This is a genomic window from Parerythrobacter jejuensis, from assembly GCF_039536765.1.
In the GTDB taxonomy this organism is placed as follows: Bacteria; Pseudomonadota; Alphaproteobacteria; order Sphingomonadales; family Sphingomonadaceae; genus Parerythrobacter; species Parerythrobacter jejuensis.
In genome coordinates this window covers 2,590,352-2,605,272 of record NZ_BAAAZF010000001.1, presented here as the reverse complement: position 1 = coordinate 2,605,272, position 14,921 = coordinate 2,590,352, and the positions used below count along the sequence as shown (strand labels likewise).

General features: G+C 60.4%; 7 protein-coding genes. 4 read left to right on the top strand and 3 right to left on the bottom strand.

The features are described 5' to 3' along the window. Window position 1: 1 nt before the first annotated feature. On the top strand, window positions 2–913 hold the full coding sequence (locus tag ABD653_RS12660; protein WP_160779003.1) for a class I SAM-dependent methyltransferase: 912 nt from the start codon (window positions 2–4) through the stop codon (window positions 911–913). 158 nt (window positions 914–1,071) lie between these two features. Here ABD653_RS12660 and ABD653_RS12655 read toward each other — a convergent pair whose 3' ends face one another. Further along, a complete protein-coding gene (locus tag ABD653_RS12655; protein WP_160779002.1) occupies window positions 1,072–3,960 on the bottom strand; it encodes a TonB-dependent receptor domain-containing protein in 2,889 nt (962 codons plus the stop codon). A 216-nt stretch (window positions 3,961–4,176) separates the two neighbouring features. On the opposite strand from ABD653_RS12655, the gene ABD653_RS12650 reads away from it, so the two are divergent. Next, entirely contained in the window at window positions 4,177–4,698 is a 522-nt protein-coding gene (locus tag ABD653_RS12650) for a hypothetical protein (RefSeq protein WP_160779001.1), read from the top strand. 248 nt (window positions 4,699–4,946) lie between these two features. Beyond that, window positions 4,947–8,168: a TonB-dependent receptor domain-containing protein gene (locus tag ABD653_RS12645; protein WP_160779000.1), complete on the top strand. Its 3,222-nt coding sequence runs from the start codon at window positions 4,947–4,949 to the stop codon at window positions 8,166–8,168. A gap of 133 nt (window positions 8,169–8,301) precedes the next feature. Here ABD653_RS12645 and clpB read toward each other — a convergent pair whose 3' ends face one another. Further along, entirely contained in the window at window positions 8,302–10,887 is a 2,586-nt protein-coding gene (gene clpB / locus ABD653_RS12640; protein ID WP_160778999.1) for an ATP-dependent chaperone ClpB, read from the bottom strand. Window positions 10,888–11,060: 173 nt separating this feature from the next. Then, window positions 11,061–12,518, bottom strand: a complete 1,458-nt coding sequence (locus ABD653_RS12635; protein ID WP_160778998.1) for a helicase HerA domain-containing protein — start codon at window positions 12,516–12,518, stop codon at window positions 11,061–11,063. Window positions 12,519–12,648: 130 nt separating this feature from the next. Between ABD653_RS12635 and ABD653_RS12630 the strand changes: the two genes are divergently transcribed. Further along, on the top strand, window positions 12,649–14,874 hold the full coding sequence (locus ABD653_RS12630; protein WP_160778997.1) for a penicillin acylase family protein: 2,226 nt from the start codon (window positions 12,649–12,651) through the stop codon (window positions 14,872–14,874). Window positions 14,875–14,921: the final 47 nt, after the last annotated feature.

Here is a 14,921-nt window from a genome sequence, read left to right as displayed (position 1 = left end):
CATGAGCAGTGCAAGCGAACGGGCATGGGGCGATTTCTGGGCCCAGCAGGGCGGTCAAGGAGGGGGCGGATGTCTGCCTGAAGGCTATCGCAGTATCGATGCTGTGCAGCAGAGCGCATGGCGTGACTTTGCCAAACGGCTACCGCGCGGGTGCGCACTGCTTGACCTCGCCACAGGCGACGGACGCGTGATGGCTTGGCTGATGGGTACGCGACGCGATCTGAAGCCGACCGGCGTAGATCTGGCGCCGCAATTGCCGCCAGCTCCCCGAGGCGCGAAAGTCAAAGCCGGGGTGGCCATGGAAGCCTTGCCCTTCCCCGACGGTCGCTTCAACGCGGTGACCAGCCAGTTCGGTTTCGAATATGGCAATGTGGCCCAGATTGCCGCAGAGATTGCCCGGGTCGCCAAACCTGGCGCGCTGATCGGGCTGATGAGCCATCGGCTCGACGGGCCGATCCTGGCCCATAATGCCGCACGACGAGAGCAGCTGTATTGGGCGCTGGTAGAGAAAGATGTGGTTGGCATTGCCAAACGCAGCCTCGCGCTTCGTCAGGCCGGGCTCGCCCCTATGCCTCCGGAGATTCCGCAGACCGTCGCCGAAGGGCAGAAGCGGTTCGGCCCGCAATCGGTAGGTTGGGAAATTGCCGAGGCCGTACGGCGGACTCTAATCATGGGGGCGCGTGACCATCCGGCCAATATTGCAGCCACGCTCGATACGATCGCCGGCCGCGCCGCGAATGAGATCGGGCGGATCGATTCCCTTGAATCTGCCTGCCGGACAACAGCGGACCAGGCTGGATTGGACGCGGCATTTGAAGGGGCTCGGCTCGATCTCCTCGAGAAAACCGAGCTGCGTGATCGGGATGAGGCCATCCCCTTCGCCGATTTCCGCGTCCTGAAGAACTCTGGCTGACGCCGCTCTCTCAATTGCAGTTCAGATACGCCGCTTTGGGTGCCGCCTGAAACTCGAGGCGCCCTCTCGTGCGGCCAGAACAATTCTGTCGAGACAAAAGAAAAGGGCGGCGGAGCCGAAGCTCCACCGCCCGTTTTCTTATCGGTGTGACCCGTTTCTTAGAACTTGAAGTTCGCGGAAACGAAGAAGTCACGGCCCAGCACGTCGTAGGTGCTCGGGTAGGTGTTAGCCTGTTCCTGGTTGTCACCAAGCAGGAGACCGTTCGGACGGTTGGTCACGTTGCCAGCCGCATCGAAAGTCGGGGTGCCTGGCAGGGTGTCGAACAGGTTGTTCACACCGAATGCCAGAGTAACCTGCTCGTTGACGTCGACCGAGAAGGTCAAGTCGATCAGGTCATATGCGCCTGTGTCTTCGATGCCGTTGAAGGCTGTGAAGTCCGTGCCAGCATCGTCGTCTTCGACGCTGCTGAGGTGACGCCAACGGATCGACGTGGTCAGCGGGCCATCGACGAACGACAGACGCGAAGTCCACTTGAACGAAGGCGTAGGCTCGCCACAGGTCTGGCCGAAGAAGCCAGCACATTCGACAACGTTCGCACCCGGGAAGCCCTGGAAGGAAGAGCTTTCCGACCATGTGCCCAGGAAGTTGAGGTTCACGGTCTGCTCACCAGTGTCGGTCAGCAGCGAGAACGGGATCGTGGTCGAGTAGTTGACCTGAAGGTCGACACCCGAAACGCCCAACGTTGCGATGTTCTGCGCGCCCAGCGGAACCGGGTTGTTGACGGTGATAATACCGGCAGCATTACGGATAGGCTGTGCGAAGAACGGCGAACACTCAACCGAAGTAGCGTCCTGCGACTGGTTGAAGCAGAGGTCGAACGACTGCTGCAGCGAGATCGTGCTGATCGCGTTTTCCACTTCGATGTCGAAGTAGTCGGCCGTGATCGTCAGACCCGGGATGAAGGACGGCTGCAACACGATACCTGCGGTAAAGCTGTCAGACGTTTCTTCCTGCAGGTTCGGGTTACCACCGAAGTTAGCCGGGATCTGGGCGTTCAGCTGAATGCCCGGATTGCCGAGGCTGCCAGCCGGAACACCGTTGGCGACACACAGGTTACCAAGGGCACTGCCCGGGGTAGCTGCTGCGGTCGAGCACGGGTCGGTAGCACCCGGGAAGCCGATGGCCTGGCCACCGAACAGTTCACCCACGTTCGGGGCACGAACTGCACGCTGGTACTGACCACGAAGCGTTACGTCCGGTATCGGCGAGAACTCGACGCCGCCAGCGTAGGTCCAAACACCGCCAATGTTACCAATGGAGTAGTCGGAGTAACGGGCTGCACCGTTCACTTCGAGACGGGTTCCGCCGTCGGTTTCGAAGATCGGCACGTTAAGCTCTGCGAAGATCTCACGCACGTTGTAGCTACCCTCGGTGGCCTGGCCGGCGTTGAAGCCGATCACGTCGCCCGAAGACAGTGCCGTATCCGGAATGAACCGCGAACCAACTTCACGATACTCGACGCCGACTGCAAAGCCGATGTCGCCACCGCCCCAGCCGAGATCGCCGACGAAGCCCGACAGGGCTGCGTTAGCAACTTCGAGGGTCGAAATGTCGCCGTTCTGTGCCTGGATCGAGATGGCGTTCACCATTGCCGGCGTCAGCGTGCCAAGACCAAACGGGTTGATCGTGGTGCCGGTGCCGTCAACCCCTGCCTGGAAGGCAGAGCGCGAGATGTTACCATCCTGCACGTTGGCGTTACGGGTACGGGCATACATGTAATATGCATCGTAGTTCAGCCAGTCGGTGATCGCACCGCGGACACCGCCGAGCACACGGAAAGCATTACGCTCGTCGAGGCTGTTACGCGGACCGGTTTCAATCGTACGACGCTGCAGGAACAACGCGATGTTGTTCGGGTCACCATCAGTTTCCGTCGCATTCAGCTGCTGCAGCTGAGCGAAGTCAGCAGCATTCAGGAATGGCTGGATCGTGGCGAGGTTGACGTTGAACGTGCCGGTTACCGGAGTAGCCGCCAGTTCCTGCGCAACGCGGTTGTTGACGAACGAAACTTCCAGGTAGGCTTCGTGCCCATCGGAGAATTCGTAATCGGCATAACCGCCCATCAGGTAACGTTCCTGCGGGATCTGCAGGTAGTTGACCGGTGCGTAGTTGTAGGTGTCGCCAGCGCGCTGACGGAAATCACCAGCCACGTCGTCGAACACAACTGCGTTGTTGGCAGCGAAGTCCGTGCCGGTACGATCGCCGTCACCGAAGTAACGGATAACGCCGTTTGGCAGGGTCGACGAACCGAACTGGAGCAGGTTTGCACCGAAGGTTTCACCACCAAGCGCGAAGTTCGAGAAGGCGCGGTCGCCCTGGAAGATCGGCTGACGGTTGAAGTATTCGGCGTAGACAGTCGCGCTACCGCGGCCATCGTCGAACGAGGTGCCGATTGCACCGTAGAGGTTGTAACGCTCGCCGTCACCTTCCTGGGTGATCGAGTACTGGCCGCCAACTTCGATGCCTTCGACATCCTTGAGGCGGAAGTTCACAACACCGGCAAGGGCGTCAGAACCATAAACAGCCGAAGCACCACCGGTCACAACGTCGACGCTGTCGAGCAGGAACGACGGGATGGTGTTAAGGTCGACGATCTGCGCGGTATCGTAGAACATCCAGCGGCGGCCGTTGACCAGTACCATGGTACGGGCCGAGCCGAGACCGCGAAGGTTCAGCGTAGCAGTACCGGTACCTGGGTTGTTCGAGTTCGAAGTGAAGCCCGGAACCACCTGAGGCAGCGTGTTGACAACGTTTTCAACGTTGACGGTGCCGGAGAGTTTGAACTCTTCGTCACCAACGACAGCGATCGGTGCAGCGGTTTCGACGTTGCGCTGGGCAATACGCGAGCCGGTAACAACAATCAGGCCGTCATCACTGGAAGCTGCATCATCAGTATCAGCATCCTGGGCAAAAGCCGGAGTGGCAATCAATGCGCCGGCCATGAAAGTGCCGGTCAGCAGAGCTGCCTTATTAAAACGAGTGGACATTCCAATCCCCTTGATCCCGCGTGCCCCCTTGGCACGCCTTGAACGGTTGGTCCTTCGGACAAAAATCCGAATGTGCCGCCTCTAGTGCAGGGAAAAGCCTCGCCGCAATCTTCAAACGCCCTCATTTGTCGCATGCGTGGATATGTGTGACTTTGAAGTGACAGTTGGCCTGACGCCTCCGCTATGGCAGTTCACCGGCTCTTCCATGGAGGGAATATGAACCGGTTTTCGCGCGCTTGCCTGATTGTCATCGCTGCCTGCACAGGCTCTGTCGCGCTCGCACAAGACGCCGCCGTGGCATCATCAGGCGATCTCGAAGAGCTGCGCGCGTGCCGCGCAATCGCCGATCCGACCGAGCGACTCGCCTGCTATGATCGCGAAGTGGGCGTTGTCATTGCCGCCACGGATGATGGGTCACTCCAGGTTGTCGACAAGGAGGAGGTCGAACAGACCAAGCGCCGCCTGTTCGGCTTCTCGCTGCCCAAGCTGAGGATATTCGGCGGTGACGACGAAGAGATCAAACTCCTCCAGACCACTATTACACGCGTACGCCAGATCGAGCGTGATAGCTGGGTCATCACCACTGAAGAGGGTTCGGTGTGGCGGATCAAGGACGCTCCAATGCGGTTCCGTGCGCCTCGCACAGGGCAGGGTGTCGAGTTCAAGAAAGCGTCGCTCGGCAGCTACTTCATCCGGGTCAATGGCCAACTGGGTGTAAAAGGCCGCCGCATCGAATGACGTAATCTTTCAAGATTGCATGGCCTTTTGACAGATTCAGATTCAGCCGGCCCGCCACCTCTCTAAACTGTTGCACCCCCGCAACATTTTGACTCAAAGGCCCTGCCCTGCGCCCTTTTTCAATTGCGGGCGGGCCAACCCTGAAGCATCGATGAACACAGCCGAATGCGCGTAATGCGCAGGTTGATTGAATTGATCGCTTTGATTGCGCCGGGTCGTGCCGGCTTTCCTTGGGGGAAATAAACCACATGAATACCACTCGTCTCTCCACCCGTCGTGGCAAGAGCGGCCTCTTTGCAGGCGCCGGCATTGCTGCGCTTTCGCTGGCTGTTGTTGCAACGCCTGCCTACGCGCAGGACCAGGACGCCGATCCTGAAGCCGAACAGTCTTCCGAAGACGATGATTCGCAGGCTACTGCATCTTCCGACTCGGGCATGATCATCGTGTCGGGTTCGCGTATTGCGCGCCCCAACCTTGATTCGACCGTTCCGGTAACCTCGGTGGAAGCAGAAGAGCTTCTCGACGATGGTTCGATCTCCTTGGGCGATGCCTTGAACGACCTCCCGTCGCTCCGCTCGACCTTCTCGACTTCGAACTCGCAGCGTTTCATCGGTACGACCGGTTTGAACATCCTCGACCTTCGCGGCCTGGGCACAACCCGTACGCTGACGCTGGTCAACGGCCGCCGTCACATTACGGCAAGTGCCGGCGACTTCCAGGTCGACGTCAACACAATCCCGTTCGAACTGCTTGAGCGTGTCGATGTGGTAACCGGCGGTTCCTCCGCTGTGTACGGTTCCGACGCCATCGCCGGTGTCGTCAACTTCATCCTGCGTCGTGACTATGACGGCTTCGAAATGAACGGCCAGGCCGGTATCTCGGAGCGTGGCGACAACGCCCGTTACTCGATCGGTGCCACCTTCGGTCGTAACTTCGCTGATGGTCGCGGTAACATCGCAGTCTCCGCCGAATACACCAACATTACGCGCGTGCTGAACAGCCAGCGTCCCGACATCTCGGGCTTCGGCATCGGCTTCACCGCGTTCGAACAGACGGACGATCTTTCCGACGAAGGCCTGAGCAACAGCGACGGCATTCCGGATAGCGTCCTGACCAACAACCTGTTCCTCGACTTCATCTCCGAAGGCGGCACAGTTCAGGCATTCTGTATTTTCGGCCAAGCCGTCCAGCCGCTTTCTTGCGGCCCCAACGGCACCGTTGCGGCTCACCGCTTCGGCCCGGACGGACGTCTGTTCCGCGAAGACAACAACCGTCTTCCCAGCGGTCGCGCAATCGGCGGCACGGGTACTGCCCTTTCGGACGGTACGCTGATCCCGGATATCGAGCGCTACAACCTCAACATCCTGACCCACTTCGACATCAGCGATGCATTCCGTCCCTACGCGGAATTCAAATACGCACGGATCGAAGCTCTCGGTCAGGGTACGCCGACCTTCTTCAACAGCTTCTGCGGCGGCCTGAGCGGCGCATCGGGTCTCGACCCGAGCTGTGCGGATGGCGCGACCTCGTCGTTCTTCTTCGTGAACTTCGACAACCCGTTCATCAATCCTGCCGACGTAGGTACGCTGCGCCAGATTCAGGATGAACTGCTCCAGGGCTTCGGCTTCCCGCCCGGCGTTGGTGGTGCGGCCTCGCAAGGCTTCTTCATCAACCGTAACAACTCGGACTTCGGTACGCGTAATGACCAGCTCAAGCGCGAAACCTACCGTGTTGTCGTTGGTGTCGAGGGCGATATCAGCTCCAACACCCGCTACGACCTGTCGTTCAACTACGGCCGGTTCGAAAGCAATCTTTCGGCCCAGAACCAGCTGATCTACCAAAACACCCGCAACGCGGTTGATGCGGTTCGCAATGGTGCCGGTCAGATCGTCTGCCGCATCAACGCTGATGCTGATCCGACCAATGATGATCCGGCCTGTATCCCGATCAACGTGATCGGTGCCGGTGGCCCGAGCCAGGCTGCACTGGATTACATCAACGCCAATGCAAGCCTCGACGAGAAGGCCGAGCAGTTCAACGTTCTCGGCTATATCGGCACTGACAGTTCGCCATTCTTCGAACTGCCGGGCGGCCCGATCCGTCTCGTGGCCGGTTTCGAATGGCGCCGTGAAGAAGCCCAGCAGATCCCTGATCCGCTGTCTGCTTCGGGTGCGACTTTCTTCAACGCGTTCTCGGACTTCACCCCGCCGGCACTTGAAGTTCTCGAAGGCTTCGGTGAAATCGAATTCCCGCTGCTCGCCAACGTGCCTTTCGCTGAAGAGCTGACCTTCTCGGCGGCAGGCCGTATCTCCGACTACAATTCGGGTGGCGGCCTGACCGGTACGGTCGAAGCTTACAACCTGAACGCTGTCTGGGCTCCGGTTTCGGACATTCGTTTCCGTGCGAACTTCTCGCGCGCTGTTCGTTCGCCGACTCTGAGCAACCTGTTTTCGCCGGCAACAGAGAACTTCCTGTTCCTGACCGACCCGTGCGATACGCGGTTCATCAACAACGGTACGGCCAACCGGGCAACCAACTGTGCGGCAGACGGTGTTCCCGTCGGCTTCACCGATCCGGTCACCGGCAACCGTTCGGTCAACCAGGGCGGCAACCCGTTCCTGCAAGCCGAAGTTTCGGACAGTCTTACAATCGGTGCCGTGATCGAACCACGCTGGATTCCCGGCCTGTCGATCACTGTCGATTACTACGACATCGAAGTTGAGAGCGTGATCGCCAACATCAGCGGTAACCAGATCCTGGCCAACTGCTACGATGCGCCGACGCTCAACAACAATTTCTGCCCGCTGATCGCTCCGCGTAATGCTGACGGTTCGCTGCGGAATGTTGGTGCTCTGAACATCGCTCCGGTCAACTTTGCCAGCCTGACCGCCGAAGGTATCGACTTCGACGTTCGCTACGCGAAGACGTTCGACAATGACGATCGCCTGGATCTGCGTCTCATCGCGACGCATACCCTTGATCGCACGAACTTCCTCGACATTGACAATCCGGACCTTCCGAACCGCGTCCGCGGTGAGCTGGGTGATCCGGAATGGGCGATGAACTTCAATGCTTCCTACCGGAAGGGTGCAGTGACCTTTGCTTACTCTTTCCGCTGGGTCGATAAGCAGACCATCGGTGCGTACGAGAACTACTTCCCGTTCCAGGGTGAGTGCCCGGTCAGCGGTGTCATCCCGCGGACTAATGGCGCACCTACCTGTACCCCGGGTGACATTCTCACCTTGCCGCCGCTCAACCCGGATAGCACTGCTGAAGTGTTCTACCCGGCCCGTGGCTATCACGACATTCGCGTGTCGTGGAACATCAACGACGAGTTCGTATTCTACGCCGGTGTCGACAACATCACCGACAAGCTTCCTCCGTTCCAGCTGTCTGGTGCCGGCGGTGGCTCGGGTATCTTCGACAACACGGGTCGTTACTACTTCGCAGGGTTCCAGGCCGAGTTCTGATCCCCGCTTCGAACGACACACCAAAAAAGAAAGGGCCCCGGGAAACCGGGGCCCTTTTTGTATTTGGTGGATCGAAAGCTGGGCGAGGTCGAGCGGGCGTCCGGGCCCTACCCTTCCGGCATCGGGCCCGGCATCAGGCGGCAGCTATTTCCATCTTCAGCTCGCCATCACCGTCGTCGATCTTGACGGTGCTGCCATCAGGCACGTCACCCGCCAGCAATTTGTCCGCCAGTGGATCCTGCAAGTATCGCTGCACGGCCCGTTTTAGCGGCCGCGCACCATAGACCGGATCGTATCCGACCCGCCCGATCCAGCGCAGTGCCGCTTCGGTAAGGTCGAGAGTGATCTTGCGGTCCGTCAGCAGTTTCTGCACCCGACCGACCTGGATCTTCACGATCGGCGCCATGTGCTCCTGCGACAGGCGATGGAACAGGATGACTTCGTCAAGCCGGTTGAGAAACTCGGGCCGGAAATGGCCGCGCACGACATCCATTACCTGTGGTTCGACATCCGCGACCTTCTGGTCATCATCCATATTGGCCAGGAACTGGCTGCCAAGGTTGGAGGTCAGGATGATCAGCGTGTTGGAGAAATCAACCACGCGGCCCTGCCCGTCTGTCAGCCGGCCATCGTCAAGCACCTGGAGCAGCACATTGAAGACATCGTTATGCGCCTTCTCGACTTCATCGAACAGCACCACCTGATAGGGGCGCCTGCGCACGGCCTCGGTCAGCACGCCGCCTTCTTCATAGCCAACATAGCCGGGAGGCGCGCCGATCAGGCGAGCCACCGCGTGCTTCTCCATAAATTCGGACATATCGATGCGGACCATCGCCTGGTCATCATCGAACAGGAATTCCGCCAGGGCCTTGGTTAGCTCGGTCTTGCCGACACCGGTCGGGCCCAGGAACAGGAATGACCCAAGCGGACGCCCGGGATCCTGCAAGCCGGCCCGCGCGCGGCGCACCGCCTTGGACACGGCCTCGATCGGCTCGCGCTGGCCAATCACCCGCTTGCCCAGGATCTCTTCCATCTGTAGCAGCTTGTCGCGCTCCCCTTCCAGCATCTTGTCCATCGGGATGCCAGTCCAGCGCGAAACGACATTGGCAATGTCGTCCTCTGTCACCTCTTCCTTGAGCAGTGCGTTCTCGGTGGTTTCGCGCGCATCCTCGAGCTGTTGCTCGAGCTGCGGGATGGTGCCGTAGGAAAGCTCACCCGCCTTGGCGAGATCGCCTGAGCGCTCGGCCTGTTCCAGCTCGATCCGGGCCGCGTCCAGATCTTCCTTGATCTTGCTTTCGGCGTGGATCTTGTCGCGCTCGTTCTGCCAGCGCGTGGTCAGTTCGGAGGATTGCTGCTCCAGCTCTGCCAGTTCCTTGCGCAGGGTTTCCAGACGGTCGCGGGACGCCGCGTCGGTTTCCTTGTCGAGCGCCTGTTCCTCGATCTTGAGCTGGATGATCCGACGATCAAGCTCGTCGATCTCTTCCGGCTTGCTTTCCACTTCCATGCGGATGCGGCTGGCGGCCTCGTCCATTAGGTCGATAGCTTTGTCGGGCAGGAAGCGGTTCTGGATATAGCGATCCGATAGCCGGGCAGCGGCAACCAGTGCGCCATCGGTGATGTTCACACCGTGATGCAGCTCGTACTTCTCCGCAATGCCACGCAGGATGCTGATCGTGTCTTCGACACTCGGCTCGTCAATGTAGACCGACTGGAAACGCCGCTGCAGCGCCGGGTCCTTCTCGACATATTTCTGATACTCGTCGAGCGTGGTCGCACCGATACAATGCAGCTCGCCGCGGCTCAGGGCCGGTTTGAGAAGGTTGGAGGCATCCATCGAGCCTTCGCTCGCGCCCGCCCCGATCAGCGTGTGCATTTCATCGATGAACAGGATTATCTGGCCGTCGGCACCCTTCACCTCGTCGAGCACTGCCTTCAAGCGTTCCTCAAACTCGCCGCGGAACTTCGCGCCCGCGATCAACGAACCGAGGTCGAGGCTCATCAAGGTGCGGCCTTTGAGACTGTCAGGCACATCGCCATTGGCAATGCGCAGCGCCAGACCCTCGGCAATCGCGGTCTTGCCGGTACCGGGTTCGCCGATCAGCGCAGGATTGTTCTTGGTCCGACGGGCCAGGATCTGGATCGTGCGACGGATTTCCTCGTCGCGGCCAATTACCGGATCGAGCTTACCTTCCCGCGCAGCCTCGGTCAGATCGCGGGCATATTTCTTCATCGCATCATAGGCTTCTTCGGCATTGGCCGAGTCGGCCGTGCGACCGCCGCGCAACTCGGAAATCGCGGCTTCCAGTGTCTTGGGATCGGCACCGGCATCCTTGAGCGCCTGGCCAGCCGCAGTGGTCGAGGCGAGCGAGAGTGCCACCAGCAGCCGTTCCACCGTGACGTAGCTGTCGCCCGATTTCTCCGAGATTGTTTCGGCCTGATCGAGGATACGGACCGTATCATTGTCGAGGCCGGGGGTCTGCTGTGCCCCACCCCCGCTCACTGCGGGGATTTTGCCCAGCGCAGCATCGATATCCTCTTCGACCGCACGCGGATTGCCGCCCGCGCGGGCAATCAAGCCCGATGCCATGCCTTCGGGGTCTTCGATCATCGCCTTGAGCAGATGCGCAGGTGTGATGCGCTGGTGGCTCATGCGGATCGCAACAGTCTGCGCAGCTTGCAGGAAGCCCTTCGCGCGATCGGTGAATTTCTCGAGATTCATGTGGTATCCCTCACTGTGTTACCCGAGTCATATAGTGTTGCTATATTGCAACACAAGACCTCCCCACCCCCGGCAGGAGGTGTATTACTCGCATATAGGGGTCAGAACGCAAGCTGCGAGGGGGGAGGTGTAAATTTCTCCCACGCCCATGGCCCGGAGAGGCATAGGCCTGGTCAGCCTTCGGCGGCACTCAGCGCATCTATGCCCGGCACCAGCAAACTGCGGCCCCCGCCAAATTCTTCCCGGATGACGATCAGGCCGAGTTTTTCAAGGTGGTCGAGCAGGCGCCGGATGCGTCCGGGGGAACTGGAGCCGTAGACGCGCGCCAGTTCTTCATCTTCCGGTGCCGTTTTCCCTTCCAGCGCAGCCGCAGCAATCGCCAGATAGGGCGCCAGAACATCATCATCGACACCCGCCCCGAGTTGCAGCAATTGCCTACGTCGCCCTTCGTCGAGCCGCTCCAACCCCGCGCTGGCGATAGCGAAGGCCCGCCTGAACTCGGTCATATCCATCGGCACACCCAGAATACGTCCGGCCCGGCACCGGGTGAGGAAGTTCTGGTACTGCACGCTCGACGACTGAAAAGTGCTCCCCTCCTCCATCGCCAGCTCTTCGAGGATCGTGTTGACCTGCATTTGCCGCGTGGCATCGGCTTCGGCCTGTTCAGCCGTTGACCGGGCGGCGATTGCCTGCGGCTCGACAGCAGGCACAACCTCTTCGACTTTCGGACGTGGGGGAGCCGGCGGCGGGGCGGGCGCATGGGCTTGCACATCAGCCGCCAACTCGCTGGTCAGCAGCGCTTCCATCCCCTCACGCGGCATATCGGGCAACGGCATCAACCCGTCGTTGCGGGTCACCTGGCCGGAACGGACCGACCCGATCTTCACTGCGACCGGCCTGCGGCTGATAGCCGGGCCCAATGCGAGGAAATGGCCGCGTTCAAGATCGCGGATCCGCTCCGCCTGGCGACGTTCCATTCCCAGCAAATCGGCCGCGCGGATCATGTCGATATCGAGGAAAGTGCGCCCCATCAGGAAATTGGACGCTTCGGCGGCCACGTTCTTCGCCAGTTTGGCCAGACGCTGGGTGGCAACGATCCCTGCCAGTCCGCGCTTGCGGCCCCGGCACATCAAGTTGGTCATCGCGGATAGAGTCATTCGGCGCGTGTCTTCAGCAATCTCGCCCGCGACGGAGGGGGCAAACATTTGTGCCTCGTCCACCACTACCAGTGCAGGAAACCAGAATTCGCGCGGTGCATCGAACAGCGCATTGAGGAATTGCGCCGAACAGCGGATCTGCTGTTCCACCTCCAGCCCTTCCAGCCCCAACACCACCGAGGCGCGATGTTCCCGGCAGCGGCGCGCCAGGGCCTCGATTTCGGGCGGAGAATAGGCCTCCGCATCAATCACGACATGGCCGAAATGATCGGCAAGCGATGTGAAATCGCCCTCCGGATCAATCACCACCTGCTGCACCATGCCTGCGCTTTCTTCCAGCAGGCGGCGCAGCAAATGGGACTTGCCCGAGCCGCTATTGCCTTGCACCAGCAAGCGCGTGGCCAGCAGTTCCTCGATATCGAAGGTGACCGGCTGGTCGCCCGTTGCGTGACCTATGGTAATTTCGGATTTCACGATTCGATGCGTAGCCCGCGCCGCGCCATGGCTGGAAGCCCGCGACCAGACTTATCCTGAGTCGATTTGCCCCCTTCACCCGGCGCCTTCCCCCCGCTACGCCTGCGGTCAAGAAGAGAGGATTTCCCGAATGAAGAGATGGTTCGCACGCGTTGGCGGCGTGGTTTTTGTGCTGGCTCTGGTCGCAGTGATCGGCCTGATGGTGTGGGAACCGTTCTTTGCCCACCGCAGCACCGCCCCGGATCGCGATCGGACCTACACCGCCGAGATCATCCGCAGCGAATTCGGCGTACCCCATATCTATGGCAAGACCGATGCCGATGTCGCCTATGGCGTCGCCGTGGCGCATAGCGAGGATGATTTCTTCACCCTGCAAGATGTGATCGCGATGTCGAAGGGGCGGTATGGCGCGATTGCCGGGCAGGACGGCGCACAGATCGACTATGTCTATCACCTGCTCGATGCCCGCGGCACGGCCCAGCGACATTATGGCGATTTGCCCGGGGACACGCGCGCCCTGTTCGAAGCCTACGCCACCGGCCTCAACGACTATGCCGCAGCGCATCCGGAAGAACTGAAGCTCGCCAACCTGTTCCCGGTAAATGGCGAAGACGTCGCCGCCGGATTTGCGCTGCGCCAGCCGTTCTTCTTCGGCCTCAATGGCGTGCTCGGCCCGCTGGTGGCGGGCGAAGAGCTGAAGCCTGAATTCGGCCCACCCATTCCAGGTTTCGAACCTGCCAAAACCTCCGCCGAAACGCCCGCCGAGCAGACGGGCGAGGCAGCGAGCGAACAGGCAAGCTATCGCCCGCTTCCACTGCCAATGAATTCCGATGATGCTTTGTCCGGTTCCAACGCCTTTGCCGTGACGCCGGAAAAATCGGGCGGCTCCACGATCCTTGTCTCCAACAGCCACCAGCCCTGGCGCGGCGGTGTCGCGTGGTATGAAATGGTGGTCGAAAGCGAAGAGGGCTGGCACTTCACCGGTGCCAATTTCCCGGGCAGCCCGTTCCCGTTCCTGGGCCACAACCGCACGCTGGGCTGGACCAATACGGTCAACCGGCCCGACATGATCGACATTTACGAGCTGGTTCTGGACGAAAGCGGCACGCGCTATCGCCTCGACGGGGAATGGCGCGATCTGGAAGAGAAAAGCGTCACCTTGCCGGTCAAGCTTGGTCCGATCGTGCTGCCCATTCGCCAAATCGTCTATCGTAGTGCCCACGGCCCAGTGATCAAGAATGACAAGGGCGCCTTCGCAATCCGCTATGGGGCGATCGATTCCATCGACCAGCTGGATGCCTATTACCGGCTCAACAAGGCGACGAACCTGGAAGAGTGGGAAGCCATCCTGGCGCGGATGGACGTGCCCAGCACCAACTTCATCTATGGCGATGCCGAGGGGAATATTGCCTATGTTTATAACGCCGCCATTCCCGACCGGCCCGAGGGCCACAACTGGCGCGGGATCTTGCCGGGCGACCGGTCCGACCTGATCTGGAATGGCCCGGTCAGCTATGATGCAATCCCCAAATATGTGAATCCCGCCAGCGGCTGGCTCATGAATGCCAACAACAATCCCTACCAGGCCGCCGGCCCGGGCAGTGACCTGTCGCCTGACAGTGTGCCGCCGCGATTGGGGGTCGAGTTGAAAACTACCAACCGCGCCCGCCGCGCGTGGAAGTTGATGACCGAAGCCGACCAGCTGGACCGCGAGACCCTTTGGGACATCAAGTTTGACCAGACCTACGAACGGGCAGGCTATGTCGCCCAGATGCTCGATGGGATCGCGGCCCGCCAATACCGGCAGGGCAGCCTGGAATATGACGCCCAGCAATTGCTGGCGACGTGGGATCTGACCTCCGACAACCAAGGCCGGGCCGATGCGCTTGCGCTGCTTTTGATCAGGGACTTTATGTCAGCGGAATACCAGAACAATCCAACGCCCGATGTCGGTGCCAAGCTGCGCAAGGCCGCGACGCATTTGATGACCCATTTCGGGCGCCTGGACCCGCCGATGGGCGACCTCCTCCGCCTGCGTCTGGGCGATGTCGATTTGCCGCTGGATGGAGGCTCCGACACACTGCGCGCCTCTACCACCTGGCAAGTTGACGAAGATGGCCGGTTGCGGGTCGTGCATGGCGACAGCTTCATCCAATGGGTTGAATGGAAACCCGGCGAAAGGGTGAAGTCAGAGTCGATCCAGCCCTTTGGCGCGGCGACCACCAGGCCCGACAGCCCGCATTACACCGATCAGGCTTCGCTGTTCGTCCAGAAGAGATTGAAACCAGTCCACTTCTGGCGCGTTGATGCCTTAGCCAATGCCAAAAGCCGAAAGACCGTGACCAGCGGGAAATGACTCGGTAGATTATTCGCAATATCAAAGAACACATCCCCGGAGAGACC

Coding starts and splice junctions, on each gene's coding strand:
- ABD653_RS12650 (WP_160779001.1), top strand. CDS start 4,177: ATGAACCGGTTTTCGCGCGCTTGCCTGATTGTCATCGCTGCCTGCACA.
- clpB (WP_160778999.1), bottom strand. CDS start 10,887: ATGAATCTCGAGAAATTCACCGATCGCGCGAAGGGCTTCCTGCAAGCT.
- ABD653_RS12645 (WP_160779000.1), top strand. CDS start 4,947: ATGAATACCACTCGTCTCTCCACCCGTCGTGGCAAGAGCGGCCTCTTT.
- ABD653_RS12655 (WP_160779002.1), bottom strand. CDS start 3,960: ATGTCCACTCGTTTTAATAAGGCAGCTCTGCTGACCGGCACTTTCATG.
- ABD653_RS12660 (WP_160779003.1), top strand. CDS start 2: ATGAGCAGTGCAAGCGAACGGGCATGGGGCGATTTCTGGGCCCAGCAG.
- ABD653_RS12630 (WP_160778997.1), top strand. CDS start 12,649: ATGAAGAGATGGTTCGCACGCGTTGGCGGCGTGGTTTTTGTGCTGGCT.